Source organism: Erysipelothrix inopinata (assembly GCF_014396165.1).
Classification (GTDB): domain Bacteria; phylum Bacillota_I; class Bacilli_A; order Erysipelotrichales; family Erysipelotrichaceae; genus Erysipelothrix; species Erysipelothrix inopinata.
Map to the genome: position 1 here is coordinate 2,051,195 of NZ_CP060715.1, position 25,995 is coordinate 2,077,189.

The window sequence follows — 25,995 nt, forward strand, 5'->3', positions numbered from 1 at the left end:
GTTTTTATGATTAAATTTAATAATGTTAGTAAAGTATATCCTAACGGTGTAAAAGCCTTGGATGGTGTTAATTTAGAAATTGAACAAGGTGAGTTTGTCGCAATCATCGGCCTATCAGGTGCTGGTAAGTCTACATTACTTCGAAGCATTAATCAGATGCATCCAATCACTGGAGGAGAACTGATCGTAAATGGTCAAGATGTTTCTTCACTTAGCGGTAAATCACTTCGTAAGTTTCGTCGTCAAATTGGAATGGTATTTCAATCATTTAATCTTGTAAAGCGTACAACAGTTATTAAGAATGTTCTTACAGCACGTGTCGCGGAAATGCCTTGGTTCAAAAGTTTATTAGGCCTCTATTCAAAAGAAGATACACTTTCTGCTCTTGAGAGCTTGGATCAAGTCGGAATCCTCGATAAAGCATACAGTCGTGCAGACGAACTTAGTGGTGGTCAACAGCAACGTGTTGCTCTTGCAAGATGTTTGGCGCAGAAACCTCAAATTATTCTTGCTGATGAACCAGTTGCTTCATTGGATCCAATTACAGCCCAACAAGTTATGGCAGACTTCGTGAAGATTAATGAGAAAACAAACATTACTGTTATCGTTAACATGCATCACGTTGATTTAGCACTAAATTATGCCAAACGTGTCATTGGTATCAAGGCAGGTCAAATTGTCTTTGATGGCCCCAGTTCTGAAGTAAATGAAGAAGTATTGGAACTTGTGTATGGTCGTTCTCTCAATGATGATGAAATGATGGGAGTGAAGTAAGATGTCCTTTCTTAAGTCGATACTCTATCCTAAAAGTATCACTTTAGATAATGGAAAGGTTGTGAAACCACCCATCAGAATGAATGTCATCATTTCAATCATTCTGATTATTCTAATTTATCTAAGTGCAAAAATTACAGGTTTTAACTTTTCAATGCTTATTCAAGGTGGGAGTGAATTCTTTAAATTCTTAACACGAATGATGCCACCCAACCTCGGGTTTGCTAAAGACGTTATGAATCCAATGCTACAAACTTTCGCAATGTCATTTCTCGGTACATTGCTTGCAGCTATCTTTGCCCTTCCTGTGGCATACCTTTCTGCAACCAATATGAATCAAAATACCGTTACTCGTACAATTATACGATTTATCATGAGTATTTTTAGAACGATTCCAGTTCTGATTATTGCCTTGATCATGACTTATATTTTTGGTTTGGGAACCTTTGCCGGAATGATAGCAATCTTCTTATTTACTTTTTCAATTGTTACCAAAATGACTTACGAACAAATTGAAATGGTAGATATGGGACCCTTTGAAGCAAGTATTTCTACAGGTGCTTCGCGATTTCAATCATTTATTGCTTCTGTAATACCTCAAATTAGCGGTCTTTACCTTTCGACCATCCTCTATAACTTGGAGATGAATATTCGTTCTGCCGCTGTTTTAGGGTATGTAGGTGCTGGTGGAATTGGTACTCTAATGAATCAAAGCATTGGATGGCGTCAATATCAAAACCTTGCAACAATTCTACTTATCTTATTGGTAAGTGTCGTCTGCATTGAAGCTTTGAGTCGTCAAATTAGAAAGAGGTTATCGTAATGAATCCAACAGTTCAAACGGTTTATGATAACCGTCCCAAAAAATACAAAAGAATCATTTTTATTTCTTTAATCGTAGTAGGTATTACCTTATTATCTGTTCCCTATGTTGATTATAATGGTATTGTTGAAAATGGAATGGATATTGTAAATAGTATTCTTATGGGAATACTCAAACCCAACTGGGAAGTACTCTTCACACTTTCAAAAGAAGGTGTTCCATATCTCGTATTCGAAACAGTAGCGATTGCATTCTTAGGAACCTTTGTAGGACTTGTCCTTTCAATTCCTATTGCATTTCTATCATCAGAGAATATTGTCTCTAAGAAATTTTCTTGGATTGGAACTTTCGTAATTACAGTAATCCGTACATTCCCACCTTTTGTTTATGGTCTTATGCTAATAAGAGTATCTGGCCCTGGTGCCTTTACAGGTGTTCTTACTCTCGCGATTACTTCAATCGGAATGATATCTAAAATGTTTGTGGAAGTCATTGAAGATTTAGATCAAGGTATTATTGAATCTTTAGATGCTTCAGGATGTAACACCATTCAAAAAATCCGTTATGGTATAATTCCTCAGTTAATGGGAAACTTTGCTTCAATTTCTATCTATCGATTTGAAATTAATGTTAAGAACGCATCAATTTTAGGCCTTGTTGGTGCTGGCGGTATTGGTGCTCCATTACTCTTCGCAATGTCTGGTTTTAGATGGGCAGATGCTGGTGCATTACTTTGGGGTCTCATTATCTTAGTTGTTGTTGTTGAAGCATTGTCTTCACGCATCAGATCCAAATTATCATAGAAAAATTAAAAACTCTCTTTACTATCAGAATCAAATACGATAGTTGGAGAGTTTTTTAGTTTCTTTGTTTAAATAAATCAGAATCCAATCCCAAGTCAGTTATTAATTCAGATATTATATTAGCCTCGGATATTACATCTTGGATGAATGTATCTGTTACTTCTTGATTGTTTTTTATCTCAAATGCATCACCACCAGTATTCGCAGCAATATAAATAACTCCTTCTGTTACAACCACACTCAACCTTGCGTGGAATTTATCTTTCAGATTCATTACTTTTTCCATAAAATGAGGTGTAAAAACATAAAAAGACTCTTCTTCATCGTTAGTATAGACATCAAAACGTTCATTAAAACGGTCATCCTCAAACGTAATTTTATGAACATTTGGAAGTTTGTGACCTTTAAAGATACCACTGAGGAATTTCTTATCTTTAATTTGTACATAATTTATTGTATCTTTATGAAAATTAAATTTGTATACCTGTCCCTTGAAATCAGTGTTTGTAGTTGTATTACCATCACTATCTGTTCTTTCGGTATATGTCCAAACATCAGCACGTGAAAAATCCACACCATCTTTTCTTCCTTTCAGAAGATCATTACTACTATATCGATTTCCAAAAGGAATGAGTTCAATTGTTTTTAACTCAGTTCTTGATATTCCTGTCTCAGGTGCAAACGATACATTCTCAAACATTTTTTCAAATACAAGGCTATTTATTACCTTCTTTACACTGTCTTTGTATTTTTTTGTTTTGGGCACGACGTATAAGTATCGAACCATAGAAGTAGCAATGAGTGCAATTATCGTGGGTAATACAATATCCACCATAGATGCATCACCTGGATCGTTAAGAATTTTTAATGATCCAGCTATTGGAAACATTAAAAATACAACAAGTAGGAACATGTTAATTGTGGTGGCCTTAGATGATGCTTCATATTCTTTTGAGAGTTCATTTCTTATTTTCGCAATTTCTTCCTTGTTAATTTCCATACTTACCTCTCTATTACGTCAAAGGATATACTTGGTAAAATACGTTCTTCGTACTGTGCTTCATAAAATGATGCAGGTTTCGCTTTAGCAAGACCATTTATCATACTACCAGGAAACATTGAGATACTTTGATTTAATTGGCTCACATTATGATTATAAAGGCGCCTTGCAGCCTGCAGATGCTCCTCAGTGTCCGCTAACGCTCTTTGCAGCATTAAGTATTGTTCGCTACTCTTAAGCTCGGGATAGTTCTCAGAAAGAGCTAATAATTGAGATACCGTTTGATTAAGTTGATATTCATACTCACTTCGACTCACTAGGAGGTCATTGCGTGCTTTAATCACAAGTTCCAATGTATCTCGTTCATGCTTTGAATAACCCTTAACTACCTCAACTAAATTAATAATAACATTGTATCTTTTGGATAATGCGACATCAATCCCAGAATAACCTTCTTGAACTTTAATTTCATTTGTTTTGATTTTATTATAATACCCAATCGTAAATACTAAAAATACAACTACAACTCCAACAACTACCCACATACTTTCACCTTCTTTATTTAAAGGTATCGAATTCCATACTTGATGTCAATGATATCCCAGTGAGACTTTGTGATAGTTTTATTACACTTTAAATTAACCACTTTGAGACGATTCATCTGTTTTGACTTATTAACATAAGAAAACCTCTTCCTATTAATGAAGAGGTTTAAATATTAAGATTCAGATGCTTTAGCAATTGCATCAATTGATGTTTGAAGTTTTTTATCAAATTCTTCATCCGTCAATTGAACTGTGATACCTTCGACTAACGCACGAGAGAAACTTGCAATCAATCCATGATTACGAGCAAGTCGACGATCAGCTTCTTCTTGTGAATACCCACCAGAAAGAGCAACAACTCTCACGACATGTTTGTCCTTCATAAGAGATTCATAGAAATTATCAACACTAGGAATACTCAATTTAAACATTACTTGTTCATCATCAAGGAGTGCTAAATGTCTTAGTAATGCTCCCTTTAAAAGAACTTCAGCTTCTGCTTTATCTTCAATAGTAATATCTACTTCAGGTTCGATGATAGGAACTAAACCATAAGAAGCAATTATCTTCGCAACTTCAAATTGCTGTGCAACAATTCTTTCGATACCTTCTGCAGATGCCTTCTTGATGACCGATCGCATCTTCGTACCAAAAATATTTCTCTCTACTGCATGTTTAAGGAGCGTTTCAAGTTCAGTCATCGGTTTCATGAGTTGAACCCCATCTACCTCATCCGCCAATCCTTTATCTACCTTTAAGAATGGTAAAATCCCTTTTACATTCCAGAGATAGTCAGCAGTATACTTATCATAAATCATTCGGTCCATTGTTTGTTCAAACAGAATGGCACCCAGTATTTTATTCGAATTAAAAGCAGGTGACGTAATAATACGCGTTCTCATCTCATGTACTTTATCAAACATTTCAGTTTCATTGTGATAATCTGTTTCCATGACACCATACTGTCTTAATGCCTTAGGCGTACTTCCACCACTTTGATCCAATGCTGCAATAAATCCTTGATCATTTCTCATTCGCGATAATTTAACATTATCCATACTTTCACTTCCTTCCATAGATATATTATATACCCTCAAACATAATCATTAAAGCAAATCAATATTTTTTATTTGAGCATAAAAAGAGTATCTCTTACGAGACACTCTAGAAATTACGATTTTTTAACTTTAATAAATAGAAATCCTAGGAGTATAAATCCAATTCCTATTATATATATTCCACTTGTACTCATTCCGGTCCCAGGTAATTTACCATTAGGGTATTCAGTTTCTGGAACTTTACCATTATCTCGGACTTTGAGATTGTTCATAGCACTCTTTAAATTTGAATACATCAAATCAACCATCTCTTGCGTTGTTTCTTCATTTATATTTTTAATAAAGTCATGTGCTTCTTTTCGAGCGGTTTCAAAAGGAATCCAAGTCAATTCTGTATAATAATCTTTATGTTTTAAATCAGATTCCTGAATAAGTTGAATTAAAGAATTCAAATCTATTTGATCAACTTCATTTTGTTTTATTGTAACAATCCGAGTATTACTTGCTTTAGAATAATTACCAGCCGTATCTTCCGCAACTACCCAGTATTGATAGTTATGTTCTGAGCTAAGATTGGAATCGAGATAATAGAGATTTTCCGTCGACGCAATTTCGACACCATCGCGATATACATGATATAGCTTGATACCCATATTATCCTCTGATTTGAGCCATTCAATTTGTACACTACTTTGCGATACAATATCTACCTTATCTATAACTGGTGCTGTGGGGGCTAGTGTATCTTTGACAGTTGGGGTGAACCAGTTCCCAGATACAACAATCATACTTAACAATCTTAAATTATTTCCAAAATATACTTCATCTTGAGTATCTGCAGAAGCATTTAAATCCCACAGGTCATTTAACCATGTCTGATGATCTGCGTGCATCATTGCGCTCACCATGAATGGCGCCGTAAAGGTTAAATCTTGCCAATCACCTACAACTTCTCCATTTAATGTAAATCCCGATTTAATTTCGTTTACATCATCACTTGTTGATTCTCTTAGCCATCTATTCAGAGTTTCCAGTTGACTATATGCACGTTTTTCTCCTGTAACTAAATAATCAGTTGCTAGTCTCCATGGAGTTCGAGCTGAGTTGTAGTAATAATTTCCATCATTTTCAGATTCTAAAAATTCCGAAGGCGCAGGAATATGTTTTCCCTCATCTAAAACAATAAAATCCGGTAACAGACCTGTATCTGTACTATATTCTTTATAAATAGTTTCAGATAGTTCGTAGGTATTATTAATCACGTTATCCCAACGCACATCTCCACTCACTATTCTAAAATCTTTAAGATGTTGCATCATCCAATCAGATGGACGTGTTGCTCCAAGATACTTATCACTATTTGCCCAATCAGCAAGATTAAGGGTCCACCTTTCATGGTCTACTTCGCTTTCCATAATAGCATCAATAACTTTTCTAGCTTCCGTTAAGTAATTAATATTACCCAAGCTTCCCCACTGTTCATGGGCAAGTATTAGTGAATAAGCGATATCCATATCACCATCAATTGCTGAATCAGCGCCATTGATATCTACAATAACTCCATCAACTAACCCTTGTTGCCAAGCCATTAGATTAGAGTTTATTTCTGATGGATGTGCCTTAAAATATCTAAACATCGCATCATAATCAGATTGAGTATGATTATATTGATTTGCCATCATCGCTAATATTATCATTCCATAACCATGAGCTTCCGAAACCGTAATTTCATTGTCCTCATAGTCATCGGGATTTCCGTCAGAATACCAAACATACTTCTGATCAATATTATTTGGATCTACTTTTAAATACTTTTGCTTCCACTCAGTGAATAGTCTTTGTACTGTCTGATCCATTTCTTCCTGACTAATATGATTTGGTCTAATTGAATCCGATACGTAGCGAGTATGCTGAGGAAAACTTCGTCCAATATGTCCTTCAAGAGTCATAATGATAACTTTATCTGATTTTTGAGATTCGATGTCCTCATCGTTCACTGCTGATACCTCGTAATTATAATTGGTTTTCTGAAGCAGTCCTGAATCTCTAAAGCTCGTAGAACGCGAAATTCCAATGAAAACATTATCTCTATATATTTTATAATACTTAATGCCTGTATCACTAATACTAGATTCCCAAGAAATTTCAACTTCATACTGACTTATTGCTTTTCCTATAACATTTTTAGGTGTCGTAGGAGGTTCATTTCCCTCTTGCTGTGAATTAATAATAATACTTGATACCTGTCCATTCGTACGGATTCCAACCGGTACGACATTGAACGAGTACTTAATATTCGGATTTATTTTATCAATTTTCAAATGAATATTATCTTCATCAGTCTCAATATACTGAGACCAGTGAGTTCCCATTTTATCGTTACTTTCATACACTCTATATCCACGAACCGGAGCACCTTTATCTGGTTTACTCCAACTTAGTTCCAGCTCATCATTATTCGCGGTATAAGTAAGGTTAGAGATTTGATTAGGAGCTTCGTCTGTTCTGACAATTCCATATTTATCATATTCAACCAAACCATCACCAACCGTATTTGCTTTCCCCTCGTCCTCAACGGCTGCTGTATAAGAAGTCATTGTTAGGATGTTTTCACTAATTCCCATATCTGTAAACATTTTTTTAAATGGTTGTTCATCGATAGCAGCAAAGAAATCGTCATAAGGAATTGGTTTTCCATCTTCTCCAATTATTTCGACTGCATCCCAATTTTCATCCAAATAGTGTTGGTTATTTTTTGTATAAAATTTATTCCCCAATGCATTTGGCATTAAATAGACAGTTCCCTTTGGATTAATATAATTACCGTCTGAATCTTTCTCAATACTTTCGAATGGAATTACTTCATTTCCGAGCATTTGAAAAGATCTCATGTACATATGGTCATGTGCTTCAAAAACCATATCTATAGCCAGCTCATCAAATACAGGAATAAGATGCTTTCGATAGAATTGAACGCGTTCATCTTCCCATTGAGCCGAGTTATCGCCTGCTGCATAAGGGGACTTATGGAATGTTACAAACTTCCATTTCTTTTCTGACTTAGCTACTGTATGCCGCATCCAGTCAACTTGTGCCCTAAACTCTGAATCTTCCCAAGCTATATATTCGCCATTTTCAGCAAGACCACCTTCAAATTGAGAGTTAAAAACCATGAAAAGAGCATCTCCATATTCGTATGAGTAAACGGAACCATCATGAGTTCCCTCTACTACATTTCTTTCCAAGTTAAAGTGGTTATAAAAATTATTATTTTCAGTAGTAACATCCCCATCATAATCGTTTACCTCGTGTCCTCCTAAAACAGGAACAAAAGGAACATTTAGAAGCGAATCTTCTGCGACACTTAACATATATTGCCAATGTGATTCTAAATCACCATTATCTACAAGATCTCCCGCAAGAATTAAAAACTTAGGGTCGTCAATATGATTTCGTGCTTTTCTAAAAGTATCTGCCCATGGTTTAAAGTTTTCAAGAGATGAAGCTTGGGAATCTGCTCCTACAATAAAATGAAAGCTTGAGTTTTCTTCTGTATCAGTGGTGAAAGAACCGATTTTTGACCATTCAAAACCATTTCCCAGACGGAATCGGTATTGTGTTCCAGGCTTTAAATCTAGAGCATCAACTTTATGAGAATAAAAAACATGCTTATTATCAGTTTTTCGATCATTTTCGTCAAGATACGTCTCTACTCTATCACTAATCCCTTTGTAAACTTGATATGAATCAAGAGGAAACTTCTCATCAATAACTTGAGACGCTTCTACTATTTGAACGATTGATTCAGTATTTGAGTCAGTATACCACGCAAATCCCATTGATGTTTTCGGAGATTTTGCAAAGGTCATATTCATGAGTTTAGGAATAAAAGGTGAAACCTGTGTTTCGAACGACCAGATTACATCCCGCACTAATTTTTGATTATCCGTTCCCTCCAATGACTCCTTATTAATTCTAACTGTATACTCTTCTCCAAAATTCAATGTTTCGTGATTGATTTTAATTTTGTTATTTTCAATTTCAAAAGTTATATTTGGGATATGTCCTTTATTTCCGATCATCGTGATATTATCTGATACTAATTTTATATCATAATTAAATGTTGCTTCTATCTTTGTATCTTCCGATACTTTTTTTGCACCATTAACTGGAAGAACATTAAGATCGCGGATAGGCTCAGAAATTTCTGAGTCATTGATTCGTAATCCTTCTATTTTAACTTCTTTAATTCGATTTGAACCATAACCTCCAATGTCTCCCCGCTCGTACTTACTGCAGTGTGTTTCTTCCATCGAATATAGACTAATGATTCATTATCGAAAATTGATGGCAACTCTTTCTGGTTCAATCTTGATTCATTTGTATATTTTTCTTTGCTCATTACTAACGTTTCATCATCAATATTTTCCCAATTTGTACCATCTAAACTTGCCTGAATTTTAAAATCTTTAGGTCCTGATCCTGAAGAAGTTTGACTCGAAGATAGTTTCAAATTTTTATATCCAAGTGTTGGAACAATCATTAACCAGTATTGTTCTACTTCTTCATCAGCACTCCAACCCCAATAGCTTAGAGTTCCTTGAGAATCTACACCTTCCAAATAAGGACCTCCCTTCGCTTCAAACGTCGCGGAGCTTCGGTATTGTCCATTTTGTGCTCGATAGACACCATGCTTGCTCTCTTCTTTAAAAGTAAACTCGGCAATTAAATCTGATTTTGCCTCATCTGCATGTGCAATCGGAATGCTTGCAACGCTTAAAGCTACAATCAACAATAAAACTCTCAATTTTTTGAGAATGTATTTCATAATTCCCTCCTACGGACTGATAGCCCTTTCTTCACTAGCCTATCAAACCTTAACTCTTTCAACAATCTTCTCAACCATCGTTTGAACTAGTACAAAAAAACATCACCTAAAGTGATGTTAAATAAACCTCATTAATAATTTCATAGAGTAGTGTCAGCGCTTTAGAAACCTGTTTAATCTTAATTCGAGACATTGAGATACGTATCGAGTTGTCATAATCGTCTTTATTGTAAAATGCCATTCTATTAGAAGAAACAATAATCGAGTTTTTTTCACATTCACGAATCAGTTGTTCAACATCGATTACTTTTGATAATCTAATTGTTGAGTAGTATCCACAGTCCCCACCTATATGTTCTGCTATTTTTGAGTCCCATTTTCGTGTAACTTCACGAGCAATTTTAAGTTTTTGTGTTAAACTATCTGACACTGATTGAGCATTTGTGACTAAAATATCTGATCTTACTGCTGCCTCTAATGTCGCTTGCGATACTAAATCCGGCATATGATATGATAAAAAATAGTTTTCATCTGCTGCTTCGGAAAACGAATCCGTTAAATCATCTGGGACTACAACATACCCAATTCTAATATATGGAAATAACTTAGAATATGATTTCATATAAATACAATTTTTAAAATCAGAAAAATAATATAGTGGCGAATATTTCGGAATTGCATAAGAATCATTGAAGTAATCATCCTCAACAATATACACTTCATATTGATGTGCAAGTCGAACAATTTCTTTTCGTTGTGAATGACTCAGAGCAGTTCCTAATGGATTGTGATTTCGAGGGACAATATAGAAAAACTTTATAGATTCTTCTTTAAATATACGTTCTAACTCAACTAAGTCAATACCCTCTTCGTTGCGGTTAATTGTAACAACGTCTAATCCGAGTGAATGCATCATTTCATTACAAAATGTATATGTTGGAGATTCTAAAAGAACTCGTGTATTACCGTTTGGAAATTCCATTCTTGATAATACAGATACGGTTTGTATTACGCCTTGAGTTAAGAAAAAATTCTCGGTTTTGCAGTAGATATCATAATTTTCAAGATGATCAACCATCAGTTCATTTAAGGATGACATTCCACGAACATCTGATTCCAACGAATTATTTCTATATAAATCAACAGCAATATTTAAAACATGTTTTGCTTCGATAATAGAAAAAGTATCAACGGTAGGATTCCCTGTTCCTAAATCCATTATATTTCCATTCTCTTCTTCATCCCTTAATAAATCGTCCGCAACGTAGAATCCGCTATTTGCTTTGGAGTACACTATATGTTCGTAGCGCAATATATCAAATGCTTTTATCACTGTTCCCTTACTACAATTATACTCTTTCGAAAGAAATCGTATTGATTCAAATCGCTCTCCAGGTAAAATTTCTCCATTAAGTATCTTATTTTTTAAGTCGTGTGCTATTTTCTCATACTTTAACATAACTCACCTCTTTTTACAGTTTAACATATTGTAGACCATTTCATAGCGTGTACTAGTACAAACGCTTGTTGATGCAATTGCTTGTAAGTTGCTTTCACGTTAACTTATAGGTGTAAGGGCTAACAGCTCATTAGAGGAGGAGAAATATTACATGACAAATCTCATGGAGAAATTTGCATCATGGCTTGAAGAACACTTCTTGCCTATAGCAAGTGCAATTGGTAACCAGAGACATTTAGTAGCATTACGTGATGGTTTTATTGCAACAATGCCAGTAAGTATGTCTGGTGCATTAGTTGTTATGTTTAAAGAAGTAATTTTTACTTCTGAATCGTTATTCGGAACTATGCTTAACAAACTAAGCTTTTATGCCGAAAATATTCAACCCGTGCTTGACCGAACACTTGTACCGGTATTGGAGCAAATGTGGTGGGGAACACTTGCTCTTGGTATTATATTTAGTGTGTTTACGATTGCTTATAAACTTGCTGAGCATTATAAACAAGATGCACTATCTGCTGGTGTTCTCGCAGTGGTATCTTATTTAATACTATTACCACAAGCAGTCGAAGGCGGAGAATGGGGTACAATTTCTTGGACATCATTCAACTCGGAAGCTATATTTACCGGATTAATTGTTGCCATGATTTCTACAGAAATCTTTAACTGGGTAGTAAACAAGGGCTGGACGATAAAAATGCCAGACAAAGTACCACCAGCAGTATCAAAAGCATTCTCTGCTATGATTCCAGCATTCTTTGTATTAACCTTCTTTGGTATCGTTTCAGTATGTTTCCAAGAAGGTCTTGGAATACCAATGCAACAGTTCATCAATAATGCTATTCAGGTTCCACTAACAAAATTAGGTCAGTCACCATTTACATTTATATTGCTAGTATTTATTGCCCAAATATTATGGTTCTTTGGTCTTCATGGAATCACAATTATCGGTCCTGTTTTAGACACAATGTATTCACCAGCTCTTGCAGCAAATGCAGAAGCTATTATGATTAAAGGAGTCGCTCCTACAAATGCAATCACACGTAACATGTTAGACTTATATGGTATGCATGGCGGCAGTGGTGCAACACTAGCTCTGATTATTGCTATATTCTTAGTATCAAAAAGAACCGAATACAAATCATTGGCTAAGATGTCTTTAATGCCAGGGGTTTTCCAAATTAATGAACCAATTATTTATGGATTGCCAATTGTATTAAATCCAATTTTAGCAATTCCATTTATTATTATTCCACCAATAACAGTATTTATTGGTTGGTTATTTACTGCTGTAATACCGTTTGCCGGTTTCGTTTACATTGATCCACCTTGGGTCGTTCCACCTGTACTTAATGCATTCCTTGCAACAGGAGGAGATATAAAAGCTGCAATTCTAGCATTCGCCACTTTAGTTATAGCAATACTAATTTACATGCCATTTATTATGATTGCTAACAAAATGGAAGATTCTATCTAATGAAAACCCATCTCGAATGAGATGGGTTTTTTGTAATAATAGCGATTATTAGTTATGAAACTGTGGTAAGAAATCTTTATGTGCTTCCATCAATTCTGATACTACTCGATTTGCCAATGCATCACTGGGGCATAATGGATTCGAACTCAATGCAGTAACAGCTAAATCATAATCACCTGTAACCGCAGCTTCACAAACCATTCTTTCAAATGATTTGATTGTTTGAATTGTACCATTAATCTTGGGATTTAATTCCCCAACTGCAATCGGTTTTGGACCATCTGAAGTGATGACACACGCTACCTCAATTGCACTATCAAGTGGCAAGTTAGTGATTGCCCCATTGTTACGTACATTTACATATTGAATGTCACAGGAATTATTATGAATTGAATGAATCAAACTACAGGCTGCATCAGAGTAATGTGCCCCGCCACGTTGTTCTAGTTGTTTTGGTTTAACTTTAAGAGATTGATCTTTATAAAGTTCAAAAAGTTCATCTTCAAGTTTTTTTACAACTTCCCCTCTTACTGTGCCTGTTTTAAACTCTTCGAGTTGAGTATTGAGTTGTTCTTCAGTGAAGTAATAGTAGTTATGGTAAGGACAAGGTATCGCACCAAGACCTCTTAAAAATTCTGGCGAATAAGAGAGTGCTTCAAAGTTTTTCATAGCCAGCGCTTTTTCACTCTCTTCAGTATATTTATCAATCACTTTATCTAGAATAGATGCCCCTTTATGATAGACATCAGTAACGAATACATGATGGTTTACACCACTAAGCTCCATTGAAATTTCCTCAGGATCTAATTCTAACATATCTGCGAAAGTGTGTTTCATATCAAAAGGAACGTTACATAAACCAATGACCTTTTTAAAATTTGTATACCTCAAGACTGCTTCCGTAACCATACCTGCAGGATTCGTAAAATTAATCAACCATGCATCAGGACAAAGCTCCTCCATGTCTTTAACAATTTCCAAAATGACAGGAATAGTTCTAAATGCTTTGAACATTCCCCCCGCCCCATTTGTTTCTTGACCAATCATACCATGTGATATTGGAATTCTCTCATCTAGTATTCTTGCTTGAAGCTGCCCCACTCGCATTTGCGTTGTTACATAGTCTGCATCTTTTAAAGCTTCTTTTCGGTCATAGCTTAAGTGAATTGTCATATTTACACCAGCTTCTTCAACCATCCGCTTTGCTAACGCTCCTACAATCTCTAATTTTTCCCTACCCTCTTCTATATCAACCAGCCACAATTCACTAATTGGTAACTCTCTATGTCTTAAAATGAATCCCTCAACCAATTCTGGAGTATATGAACTACCTCCACCAATAGTAACTACTTTAATTTTTTTCATTGTTTTTCCTCCGTTTTCATACAATAATAGGCTGCACCAATCTTGCCAGCATCATTATGATGTTTACAAACATCAATATTCCATATTTTATAATATGGGGTCATTTTCTGAAGTGCACTTTTAACATCTTGAATTAGTTTAGATGATGCACTGACACCACCACCCAATAAAATTGTATCGGGATCTATTGAAAACGCGATGTTGTAAATTCCTGTACTGAGACAACGTATCCATTCATCGTATATTTGGAGCAATGGTTCGTTTTCTGAGCTTAATAGTTCAAATACATTCCTCCCTGAAAATTCGCCATCGGAAATACCAAATAATTTAGATACTTTATTCACCAATGCCTCAGTTGCACTATTCTCGCTCATAATTTCATAGTCAGTATAATTACTAAATTCTTTTGTTATCATATATCCAAACTCGCCTGCCATAAAATTACTCCCATGATATAATTGGTTGTTGATGATTATTCCTCCACCAATTCCACTTCCAATTGTGATACAAACTAAATTGCTACTTCCTACACCATTACCCGTCCAGTGTTCAGCTAAGGTGGCACAGTTCGCATCATTTTCGAGAACAGTACGGATTCCAGTACGTTGTTCAATGATTTCTCCTAGATATTTATTTGATAGAGTTGGAATTGCTCCTCCCTCTATAATTATTCCAGAATCAGTATTTACAGCTCCCGGAATACTTAATCCTATTCCGTCTAAATCTGAATATTTGGATACTATTGTATCAATAATGTCTAGTATTTCTTCAAAGTTATCTCGAACACTTTTAATCGGTCTCGGGTCGTGAACGAGTGAATTTCCAAGTTCATCATACAGCCCATGTTTGATTTCAGTTCCACCGATATCAATTCCTAAATATCTCATTATTCTATCACCTTTCCACTTTTATGATACATCCTCAAATCTGTCTCTACAACAGAACCAAATCATCAATGTACCAGTACAAATCAACTACACCTATAGAAAAAAGAACAAGTCTAAATGTCAACTTGTTCTTTTATTATTTTTCAGAATTATCATTTAATCTACTTTCACGATTGCAATATTTCGAATACTCTCCCAAGCAATTTCAGTTTCTCCAAGATACAAGTATTCATCATCAGCAATACCTTCAAATTTTCCGACAATACTTTCCAAAAGATTTTGGTTATCATCTCTTATATTTAACTGTATTGAGATGGTTTTTGATTTCAAAAATGCATATTGTAGTACTTCATCAATTTCTAAACGACTCATAATCGGTAATTCTTTAACTTGATTTAAAGCTTCATCTTGTCCTTCTGTAATCACTTTAGTTAATTCCGCCAGTGAAAAAGCAGTTCCCCATTTTAGTCCAAAAGGACGATCGTGATAATCATTGTAATCAACGAATACTTTTTTTGTTCTTTTTCGTTCCATGATTTGCTTCCTCACTTCCGATTCCTTCCAAACCACCCGCATGTCCTCCGACAAGAGAGCTTCGAGCTATTGCACGACCCCCATCCGTAAGACTGCTAGCATAAACCATTGTTTTAAAACCATACTTATTTCTCACAAGATCAACTGCTGCATCGAGTTTTTTTTCTTTGTCTTTCAATTCAACAGGTTCAAACAAATTAATCTGTTCTTGGCGACAATGATCTAATTTTGTACAATTCACTGCTATATTTCTCACAATTTGGATATCATAATACTTATCAAAAATAGACAGCAATGTTTCCGCAATGCGATGACTATTATTGGTTGCTTCGATATTCACTTGTTTATGAAATCCTGTTTTACCCTCATCGTCAACATAACTTAGAGAGTAACCTACCCATAGACTAACACATCGTGTTTGAACATTTTCTTTCCGTAAACGTGTGGCGACTTGATCAGCCATCTCACGAATTACCACTTCGATTTGTTTTTTATCATAATAATCACGATTCAAGACTTGTGAGTTCCCAATTGTTTTAGACTTAGGAGTGTAGTGCTCACCAAGAAATGTACGATCTATTCCCCATGCATGTGCATAAAGTTGTGTACCCAGAATACCCATTTCTTTTTTTAGCATATAGTAATCTGCTTGCGCTAAATCATATACAGAATGTATACCCAATTTTTCCAATCTCTTTGCTGTTCTTTTTCCAATACCCCAAATATCAGTTATTTCCTTCACAGGCCACAATTTAGTACAAACATCTTCATATCGCCACTCAGCTTTCATATCTTTATTATGCTTAGCTTCAATGTCCAGAGCTAATTTTGCTAATAGTGGGTTATCACCAATACCGACAGTCGTATAGATCCCTGTTTCCTCATATACAGTGATTTGAATCAACTTTGCAAGTTCATATGGGGTACTACAATTAAAATAAGACAACGAATCCGTTACATCTAAAAATGTTTCATCAACCGAATATGTCGCAACATTTTCATCATCAACAAATCTTCGATATATATTATTAATTTGTTTATGAATTTTCATATAAAGGTGCATTCGTGGCGGTGCAATAAAAAGATCATCCGGATAGGGAAATGGTAAATCTCGAGCTCTACTTACGTTGCTAATATTGTATGCTTTCTTCGCTTCAGGGCTTGAAGCAAGAATGAGACCACTTCCTCGTTCTTCAGGACTATCACTTGGATAACTCATAACGACCAACTTTGCCTTCAAAGGATTTAAATTTAAGGCTACTGCTTCGCATGAAGCATAGAAACTCTTACAATCAATGCACAAGATATCTCGTGAGGGCTCTTTTTGATAATCAAACTCAAGTCTTTCTTCCATAACACCACCTCCTTTTCTTCTTATATTATAACTTAAATATGAGACAAATTACGGCATCTATTTTGTAATAAAATAAGAATATATTAAAAGACTCTACCACTTCATGTGATAGAGTCTTTCAGAATTTTTATAAATTAGCTATGCTTCCTCTTCTTCTTTCTTACGGCTTTTTGATCTTAATTTCAAGCCTCCTATGATTGAAGCGAGTCCTGCAAGTACCAAGGTCCCATCACTTGCCACTCCAGTACCTGGAAGTGTTGGTTTTGGTTTCTCTGGATTTGGTTTTTCTGGATCAACTGTTTCTTTCACTGTATTGGTAATTGTAAATCCATCAATTGCGGATTCATAATTCGCTACAGCTTCTTCGTCGACTGTATAGATGATTTTCGCTCCAGCTTTAAACTCTGGTAATGATTTGAATGTATAGTTCCATGTATCATTTCCCTTAGTCCATTCTGGTTTCACATCTACCTTCTCGCCATTCGCATAAAGATTTACGGTAATGCTTTCTGGTCGTTTGTTCTCTTTATTCGAATTATCGTCCCATATTTTTTGACCTTCAAGATCAATAAGGGATACTTCGTGTGTATTTACGAGATTCAATCCATTTACTACTGAGCTATAGCCTGCCACAGCTTCTTCTGTAATGGTGTATACAAGTTTCTCTCCATTTTCATATTCTGGAAGTTCTCCAAATGTATAACTCCATGTGTTTTCTGCTTTGGTCCATTGTGCTTTCACATCTTGAGCTTCTCCATTTTTGAAGAGTGTCACTGTGATTGCTTCTGGACGAAGTCCATCTTGATTGGATTCATCAACCCATTCTTTTTGTCCTTTTATTTCAACTACAGATGGTTTGTGAGTGTTGGTAATACTGTATCCTTCGATTCCCTTAACATAACCAGCTACTTCTGTTTCATCTACTGTATATGTTATTTTTTCTCCAGCTTTAAATTCTGGTTGGTTTTCAAAGACATAATGCCATACATCACCTTCTGTTTGAGTCCAAACTGGTTTCACATCCACTTTTTCGCCATTTGCATAAAGTGCTACTTCCACAGCTTCTGGGCGGATACCATCTTGGTTCTTATGATCATCCCATGTCTTCGTTCCTTCAATATTGATTAATGAAACTTCATGAGTATTCACAAGATTGTAATCTGTTATTTTTGCGGTATAACCATCAACACCAAGCTCTTCAATCACGTAATTAATGATTTCTTTATTTGCATACTTAGGTAGGTTCGCAAATTTGTAACTCCATGTATTACCATTCTTAATCCATTCTGGTTTTACTTCGAGTTTCTTACCATTCGCAATTAACTTAACGACAATATTTTCTGGTCGGATACCATCTTGGTTATCATTATCATTCCATACTTTCGTTCCGGTAATTGTTCTAACTTCAGTTGCTCGGGAGTTTGTGATATTGAGGCCTTCAATCTTAGTTGTATAGCCTACAACGTCATCTTCTTTAACTGTATATTCAATCAGTTCGCCACCTTTATACTCAGGTTGATCTGCGAATACATAGTTCCAAACATCTTCATCTGTTTGACTCCAAACTGCATCGGTATCTACTTTTTCACCATTTGCGTAAAGTGTTACTACAATTGTCTCTGGTCGTTTTCCGTCTTGATCCGAGGAATCCTTCCATGTTTTTGTTCCTTCGACATTAATCTTACTTGGTGTATGACTGTTTGTGATATTGAGTCCTTGAATATCTGTTGTATAGTGCTCGACAGCTTCTTCAGTTACGGTATATTCAATATCCACACCATTTTCTTTTACATCAAGATTCGCAAATTCATAGGTCCAAGTATTTTCTGCTTTGGTCCATGTTGGTTCTGCATTTACTTTTTCACCATTAGCGTAAAGGGTAATCTTGATTTCTTCAGGTCTGAATCCTGCGATATTACTTGCATCATCCCATGTCTTAACGCCGGTTACCACTTTCGTATCAGCTTTATGAGTATTTGTGATATCTAAGCCTGTAATCTTAGGTGTATACCCTGGCACTGTATCTTCAGTCACAGTATAGGTAATCAATTGGCCACCTTTGTATTCAGGTTGTCCTGCAAAGGTATAGATCCATGAGTGTTCACCTTTAACCCATGTTGGTTCTGCCGTTACTTCTTCGCCATTTGCATGGAGTGTAATTTTGATTTCTTCAGGTCGAATACCATCTTGGTTCTTATTATCGTCCCATGTCTTCGTACCTGTCACATCAATCTTACTTGGTGTATGACTGTTTGTGATATTGAGTCCTTGAATATCTGTTGTATAGTGCTCGACAGCTTCTTCAGTTACGGTATATTCAATATCGACACCATTTTCTTTCACTTCAAGATTCGCAAATTCATAGGTCCAAGTATTTTCAGCTTTGGTCCATGTTGGTTCTGCGTTTACTTTTTCACCATTAGCGTAAAGGGTAATCTCAATTTCTGCTGGTCTGAATCCTGCGATATTACTTGCATCATCCCATGTCTTAATGCCGGTTACCACTTTCGTATCAGCTTTATGACTGTTTGTGATATCTAAGCCTGTAATCTTAGGTGTGTATCCTGGTACTGTATCTTCAGTCACTGTATAAGTGATCAATTGGCCACCTTTGAATTCAGGTTGTCCTGCAAAGGTATAGCTCCATGAGTGTTCACCTTTAACCCATGTAGGTTCTGCCGTTACTTCTTCGCCATTTGCATAGAGTGTAATTTTGATTTCTTCAGGTCGGATACCATCTTGGTTCTTATTATCGTCCCATGTCTTCGTACCTATCACATCAATCTTACTTGGTGTGTGACTGTTTGTAATATTGAGTCCTTGAATATCTGTAGTGTAGTGCTCGACAGCTTCTTCAGTTACGGTATATTCAATATCGACACCATTTTCTTTCACTTCAAGATTCGCAAATTCATAGGTCCAAGTATTTTCAGCTTTGGTCCATGAAGGTTCTGCGTTTACTTTTTCACCATTAGCGTAAAGGGTAATCTCAATTTCTTCGGGTCTGAATCCTGCGATATTGCTTGCATCATCCCATGTCTTAACCCCTGTTACGGATCGTGTATCAGCCTTATGACTGTTTGTGATATCTAAACCTGTAATCTCAGGTGTATACCCTGGTACTGTATCTTCAGTCACAGTATAGGTAATCAATTGACCACCTTTGTATTCAGGTTGATTTGCAAAGGTATAGCTCCATGAGTGTTCACCTTTAATCCATGTAGGTTCTGCCGTTACTTCTTCGCCATTTGCATAGAGTGTAATTTTGATTTCTTCAGGTCGGATGCCATCTTGGTTCTTATTATCGTCCCATGTCTTCGTACCTGTCACATCAATCTTACTTGGTGTATGACTGTTTGTAATGTTGAGTCCTTGAATATCTGTTGTGTAGTGTTCGACAGCTTCTTCAGTTACGGTATATTCAATATCCACACCATTTTCTTTTTCAGGTAAATTTTCAAATGTATAGGTCCAAGTATTTTCTGCCTTGGTCCATGTTGGTTTAAGATTAAGCTCTGCACCATTGGCATGAAGTTTAACTGTAATCTCTTCGGGTCTGAATCCTGCGATATTGCTTGCATCATCCCATGTCTTAACCCCTGTTACGGATCGTGTATCAGCTTTATGACTGTTTGTGATATCTAAGCCTGTAATCTTAGGTGTATAGCCTGGCACTGTATCTTCAGTCACAGTATAGGTAATCAATTGACCACCTTTGTATTCAGGTTGTCCTGCAAAGGTATAGCTCCATGAGTGTTCACCTTTAACCCATGTTGGTTCTGCCGTTACTTTTTCACCATTTGCATAGAGTGTAATTTTGATTTCTTCAGGTCGGATGCCATCTTGGTTCTTATTATCGTCCCATGTCTTCGTTCCTGTCACATCAATCTTACTTGGTGTATGACTGTTTGTAATATTGAGTCCTTGAATATCTGTTGTGTAGTGTTCGACAGCTTCTTCAGTTACGGTATATTCAATATCAACACCATTTTCTTTTTCAGGTAAATTTTCAAATGTATAGGTCCAAGTATTTTCTGCCTTGGTCCATGTTGGTTTAAGATTAAGCTCTGTACCATTGGCATGAAGTTTAACTGTAATCTCTTCGGGTCTGAATCCTGCGATATTGCTTGCATCATCCCATGTCTTAACCCCTGTTACGGATCGTGTATCAGCTTTATGACTGTTTATGATATCTCGTCCAGTTATCTTTGTAGTATACCCTGGTACTTCTTCTTCAGTCACAGTATATGTAATTAATTGGCCACCTTTGAATTCAGGTTGTCCTGCAAAGGTATAGCTCCATGAGTGTTCACCTTTAACCCATGTTGGTTCTGCCGTTACTTTTTCACCATTTGCATAGAGTGTAATTTTGATTTCTTCAGGTCGAATGCCATCTTGGTTCTTATTATCGTCCCATGTCTTCGTACCTGTCACATCAATCTTACTTGGTGTATGACTGTTTGTAATCGTAAATTCTTGGACATCTTTAGTATATCCTTCTGGAACTACTTTCTCATCGACGGTATACGTAATTTCTTCACCATTCGCAAATTTTGGTAATGATGGATACGTGAAATTCCATGTATCCTTATTCGTATTTGTCCAAATTGGTGATGCTTTTACTTCTTGTCCATTTGCGTAAAGAATGATTGAAACTTCATCAGGTCGGATACCATCTTGGTTCTTATTATCATCCCAAACTTTCGTTCCAGATACGGTTTTTGTATCTGCTTTGTGAGTGTTTGTGATGTCTAAGCCGACGATAAGTTTATCATATCCGTCTACTTTAGTTTCTTCGACAGTATATTCAATTTCTTTACCATTTGCATACTTATCAAGATTTGAGTAAGTATAGCTCCACACATTCTTAGAATCAGTTTTCCATGTTGGTGTTGCTTCTACTTTGGTACCATCAGCGAATAATGTAATTTCGACTGTTTCAGGTCTGAGACCATCACTGTCATTATTATCAACCCATGTTTTTGTACCCGTTACATTGCGTTTACTTACTGTTCGTGAGTTCGTAATGTTTTTACCAGTTACGTTTGAAGTATAGTTTGCGACTTCATCTTCGGTAATCGTATATTGAATTACGGTTCCATTTTCTTTTTCGGGTACGTTTTCAAATGTATAGGTCCATGTATCACCATTCTTAACCCATGTTGGTTCAAGATTGAGTTCTGTGCCATTGGCATGAAGTCTTACCTTGATTGAACCTGGACGAAGGCCTTCTTTATTGGATGCATCTTCCCATGTTTTTGTACCCGTTACATTGCGTTTACTTACTGTTCGTGAGTTCGTAATGTTTTTACCAGTTACGTTTGAAGTATAGTTTGCGACTTCATCTTCGGTAATCGTATATTGAATTACGGTTCCATTTTCTTTTTCGGGTACGTTTTCAAATGTATAGGTCCATGTATCACCATTCTTAACCCATGTTGGTTCAAGATTGAGTTCTGTGCCATTGGCATGAAGTCTTACCTTGATTGAACCTGGACGAAGGCCTTCTTTATTGGATGCATCTTCCCATGTTTTAGTACCACTAATATTTATCGTTTTGTTTTCTACGAATTTATTAATGATATGAGTTCCATTAATTTCTTTCTCATAGTTTGGAAGTTGACTTACTTCATCAACGGTATAGATATACTTATTACCACTTGGATCTTTGGCATTTAGTCCTGACCAAGTATATGAGTTCGTTCCGTTTTCTAGTTCTACGGGCGCTCCCAGTTTATTACCATTTTGGAAGAGTTGTACAGAAATCGTTGGATGGACGTCTGGTCCACCTACCCATTCTTTCGTAACGGTAACTGAAGTTTTTTCATTCTTCGAGTTAATAACTTGAAGGGTATTGGTTCCTGATTTAACTGTAAACGGAATCTTACCTTCTTGGGCAATATACCCTGCAGGTGCTTTAGTTTCAACAAGGTAATAACTTTCACCTACCGCAAGGTTAGGGAGTGTTACATTACCATTTGAATTCGTCACAAGATTACTTAAGACAAGACGGTCTCGTGAGTCATAAACACTAAACTGTGCACCTTCAAGTTTGAGATTTTTATTAAATTCATCCACTTTTTCGATGACAACATCGTCACGTTCAAGATAAACTCTTGCTTCTGCACCCGGTGCATCCATGTAGGTTGTACCTTCATTAAGAGTTAGCGCAAAGTTATTGAATGCGATATCGTTATCTTTGATATTTGGATTATTTGGAATAACGTTGTTAGTAAATAATTGAACAGTTTGATTAACTCCCACAGTTTTTCCTGATTTCAGTACCGCCTTAATCATCGTTACTTTACTATAATCAGAAACTGAGCTTACCCAGTTAACACTTGGTTCATTCTTCACATCTTTTAGAGGTTCATCAACTGAATAATAGATATCAAACGTATCAGAACTGATAGCTTGAGTTAATGGAGTCTTAAATTGAGATCCTCTAGGAGTATGTGAACCATCACTATTGGCAACAATCGAAACATCTCCTGGATAAGGGAGTACATTGATCAATGTCATTGAGTTAATTGCAGATGAACTATCATTGACAAGATTCCAACGATAATCTACTTTGCTTCCACGTGTTGCGTCACGACCTGTCGATGAAGCAAATTGTGATCCTGATTTATCTGGATTCTTTACTTCATTATAGGATGAGAATACTCGGGCAGGCTTGATGGTTACATTAATTTTGCCAAAATTAACAATGCTCTTTGGAGCATCCAATCGGTTATCACCATCTTGAATGATATCCAACCAGGAATTATTCCAAAAATGATTTTCAGTAACAAATCCAACTTGTTTTCCATTTACAGTTTTTAGCTTGTTATTATCTTGCATATAAGCTGCATCAAATTCATATGTTTTTTCTTTAACTCGCTCTGACACCTTGATTTTCAATTGATATTCATGGGTTGCAGAATCAGAATAAAATCCTGGTTTTCCTTTTACATCAAAAACTTTAACTGGCTTCGCAATGACAAGTGTTTGGCCATTTTTAAAGTTCTTTAATGTTTTAATGCTTTCAAAGAATTGGCTATTATCACCAGTTACTTCAAAACCTTCTGGAAGTAAGTAATATACGTTCGGATTTTCTGCACGTGCAGAGTAAGATGCATCTCCTAAAATAGAAGCATATGAACGCATCATTAGTGTGAATTCATCTCCTGGGAAGAATGTATTTCCTTCCAAGGATCTTAAAACATCATTTCTACCAACTTGAGCATATTCAAGATTGATCAATACTTTAGCCTTTTTAGTTGTTTGGAAGGTTGATTTGATTCCAGTATTTCCTTCAATTGATGCAATGACTTGAACATTCGATTCAAATTCACTCTTAGGAAGAGCTGAGTTTGTATTAAATTTTTCCTTAAGTTCTTCAAACGATTTCTCGCTCGGTGTAAAAATAACTTCAGAGTGAACTTTATCTAAAAGATCAATGCTTCCCTCATCTTTAGTAAATGAAATTCCACCATTAGGATATTCAAATAAAACTTTTGTAAAATCTCCTTTTTGACCTGCTTTGACCCATTCTGATCCATTAAATGTTGATTCAACACTCGAGCCAGAGGTTCCAGTATTAATAGTTCCTAGAAGAACTCTATCAGTTCCTTTAACTCCGTACACCTTTGTACCATTTATTTTACTATTTAGTATCGCTTTATCAGATTCCTCAACAGAACCAATAAAGCCAATTCTAAATTCTTCGACATTCATAAATGATGGAACATCTAAAGTAGATGTTTCAATCGTTGCTTTGGATGGTCCAACATTTGGATCTCCTTCATTTTTAAGTCCCGAAGCATTTTTATGTGTCATTCTAAGACGAAGTTTATTATCGTTCAACTCAGAATATTTTAAGATTGCGGTTGCACTTGTCTTATCGGTAAAATGTTCAGGTCTTGATGAAACATAGTTATAATTTTCGTCAACGAAATTTACCCAAACCTGAGTATCGCCAAGCCATTTGTTATTTTCTTCGACAGTGCGAATAAAATATTTATTTTGTCCACTGTAATTATTGGTTGTAAGATCTGTTTGTACAACGCCATTTTCTACGATTTTAATTTCTAATGGTACGGTAATAACATGAGGTTCTGCTTGAGAAGTGTTTTTCAAATTTATTCCTGAAATATCGAGTTTTATCCCAGATCCAGGGTAAATAAATTTTTCACCATCATGAACACTTTTATGTAAGTTTTCTCGTGTTAAATCGCGATAATATTTGGTGCCATCAAAACTCCATGATCCCAGTCCATCATCAACAATTTTCGCTCCGGCTGGAATTGTTGCGTAAACACGGCGATCTCGGGAGTCATTAGTCACAGATCCAGAAACACCTGTCATTCCTTCTGACAAGAAGAAATCAGAGGTATTCTCTGGGATAATACCATCTACTACTATATCAGTCATATCTCTCTCTATAATTGAGAAATAAGGTTTTTCCATCGTTGCAGACATTTTGACTTTCAATTCATTAGCTGCAATTTCTTTACCATCAGGAGTTGTCCACGTTTGTGAAATAGTAAATGTTTTATTATTTGCTGGTGCATTATCCTTCATCGTTAGTTTAATTGGAATTGAAACATCGGTTCCTCCCGCCAAACTTTTTGATTTGATAGTGATAACATAATTATTTCCTACCAATTGAACTGATGCATCTTTATAGTACTCAGCTTTTACTAAGACATCTGATGCCTTTAATTCATTAATGTACTGCTTTGGCACATTAATTTTCAAAGTAGAATTCTCCGGTATAACATTCGATTCTGTTGAGGATATAATTAAATCAGTATAAACCGAAAATGTATCTCCCCCTTGGTAGCTATCTTTTTCACTTTGACCAAAAGATAAGCCAGATTGAATGTTAGAATTTGCTGCAGCTGCAGCAACCTGAACAGTTTTTTGCTTTGGAGTCTCAGATTCTTGTGTCTTATCATTATCGATCGTTTCGGTCAGGGTTTCCTTGTTCACCAAATCAACTTGAGGTTGCATTGATTCTTCTGCCCGAACAAGAGTTTGTGTCGAAACGAGGGCTAAGACCAAGGTCGTCAACAAGATATTTCTAAATCTCTTTTTCATATTC

General features: G+C 35.8%; 15 protein-coding genes. 4 read left to right on the forward strand and 11 right to left on the reverse strand.

Going from position 1 to position 25,995, the window contains the following annotated elements; translation table 11 throughout:
- The first annotated feature begins 6 nt into the window (after nucleotides 1-6).
- Genes phnC through phnE (H9L01_RS09885) form a run of 3 tightly spaced genes read left to right on the forward strand, consistent with a single transcriptional unit; the run spans nucleotide 7 to nucleotide 2,400 of the window.
- Complete coding sequence (gene phnC, locus H9L01_RS09875) at nucleotides 7-774, forward strand: phosphonate ABC transporter ATP-binding protein (protein WP_187533783.1); 768 nt, start codon at nucleotides 7-9, stop codon at nucleotides 772-774.
- Nucleotide 775: 1 nt separating this feature from the next.
- Nucleotides 776-1,597: a phosphonate ABC transporter, permease protein PhnE gene (gene phnE / locus H9L01_RS09880; RefSeq protein WP_187533784.1), complete on the forward strand. Its 822-nt coding sequence runs from the start codon at nucleotides 776-778 to the stop codon at nucleotides 1,595-1,597.
- Nucleotides 1,597-2,400, forward strand: coding sequence for a phosphonate ABC transporter, permease protein PhnE (gene phnE / locus H9L01_RS09885; protein ID WP_187533785.1), 804 nt, complete (start codon nucleotides 1,597-1,599; stop codon nucleotides 2,398-2,400). The genes phnE (H9L01_RS09880) and phnE (H9L01_RS09885) overlap by 1 nt, the downstream gene beginning before the upstream one ends.
- 55 nt (nucleotides 2,401-2,455) lie before the next feature.
- On the opposite strand, the gene H9L01_RS09890 is transcribed toward phnE (H9L01_RS09885), so the two are convergent.
- From H9L01_RS09890 to H9L01_RS09915, 6 genes are all read right to left on the reverse strand, one after another.
- Complete coding sequence (locus H9L01_RS09890; RefSeq protein WP_187533786.1) at nucleotides 2,456-3,400, reverse strand: DUF3137 domain-containing protein; 945 nt, start codon at nucleotides 3,398-3,400, stop codon at nucleotides 2,456-2,458.
- Between the two features lie 2 nt (nucleotides 3,401-3,402).
- Nucleotides 3,403-3,945, reverse strand: a complete 543-nt coding sequence (locus tag H9L01_RS09895; protein WP_187533787.1) for a LemA family protein — start codon at nucleotides 3,943-3,945, stop codon at nucleotides 3,403-3,405.
- Nucleotides 3,946-4,118: 173 nt separating this feature from the next.
- Nucleotides 4,119-5,003, reverse strand: a complete 885-nt coding sequence (locus tag H9L01_RS09900; protein WP_187533788.1) for a fructose bisphosphate aldolase — start codon at nucleotides 5,001-5,003, stop codon at nucleotides 4,119-4,121.
- A gap of 113 nt (nucleotides 5,004-5,116) precedes the next feature.
- Nucleotides 5,117-9,316: a glycosyl hydrolase family 8 gene (locus H9L01_RS09905; protein ID WP_187533789.1), complete on the reverse strand. Its 4,200-nt coding sequence runs from the start codon at nucleotides 9,314-9,316 to the stop codon at nucleotides 5,117-5,119.
- The gene (locus H9L01_RS09910; RefSeq protein WP_187533790.1) at nucleotides 9,235-9,831 is read right to left on the reverse strand and encodes a hypothetical protein; all 597 of its coding nucleotides are present in this window, start codon (nucleotides 9,829-9,831) and stop codon (nucleotides 9,235-9,237) included. The genes H9L01_RS09905 and H9L01_RS09910 overlap by 82 nt, the downstream gene beginning before the upstream one ends.
- A 106-nt stretch (nucleotides 9,832-9,937) precedes the next feature.
- Nucleotides 9,938-11,290 (reverse strand): aminotransferase-like domain-containing protein, encoded by a 1,353-nt coding sequence (locus H9L01_RS09915; RefSeq protein WP_187533791.1) that lies wholly within the window; start codon nucleotides 11,288-11,290, stop codon nucleotides 9,938-9,940.
- Nucleotides 11,291-11,441: 151 nt separating this feature from the next.
- Here H9L01_RS09915 and H9L01_RS09920 point away from each other — a divergent pair, with 151 nt between their 5' ends.
- Complete coding sequence (locus H9L01_RS09920) at nucleotides 11,442-12,767, forward strand: PTS sugar transporter subunit IIC (protein WP_187533792.1); 1,326 nt, start codon at nucleotides 11,442-11,444, stop codon at nucleotides 12,765-12,767.
- A gap of 48 nt (nucleotides 12,768-12,815) precedes the next feature.
- On the opposite strand, the gene H9L01_RS09925 is transcribed toward H9L01_RS09920, so the two are convergent.
- The 5 genes from H9L01_RS09925 to H9L01_RS09945 form a co-directional block, all read right to left on the reverse strand.
- Entirely contained in the window at nucleotides 12,816-14,132 is a 1,317-nt protein-coding gene (locus tag H9L01_RS09925) for a 6-phospho-beta-glucosidase (RefSeq protein ID WP_187533793.1), read from the reverse strand.
- Complete coding sequence (locus H9L01_RS09930; protein ID WP_187533794.1) at nucleotides 14,129-15,019, reverse strand: ROK family protein; 891 nt, start codon at nucleotides 15,017-15,019, stop codon at nucleotides 14,129-14,131. The genes H9L01_RS09925 and H9L01_RS09930 overlap by 4 nt, the downstream gene beginning before the upstream one ends.
- Nucleotides 15,020-15,175: 156 nt before the next feature.
- A complete protein-coding gene (locus H9L01_RS09935; protein WP_187533795.1) occupies nucleotides 15,176-15,553 on the reverse strand; it encodes a hypothetical protein in 378 nt (125 codons plus the stop codon).
- Nucleotides 15,519-16,907, reverse strand: a complete 1,389-nt coding sequence (locus H9L01_RS09940) for a Y-family DNA polymerase (protein WP_187533796.1) — start codon at nucleotides 16,905-16,907, stop codon at nucleotides 15,519-15,521. Before H9L01_RS09940 ends, H9L01_RS09935 begins: the two co-directional genes overlap by 35 nt.
- A 138-nt stretch (nucleotides 16,908-17,045) precedes the next feature.
- Complete coding sequence (locus H9L01_RS09945) at nucleotides 17,046-25,991, reverse strand: Cna B-type domain-containing protein (protein WP_187533797.1); 8,946 nt, start codon at nucleotides 25,989-25,991, stop codon at nucleotides 17,046-17,048.
- Between the last annotated feature and the right edge of the window lie 4 nt (nucleotides 25,992-25,995).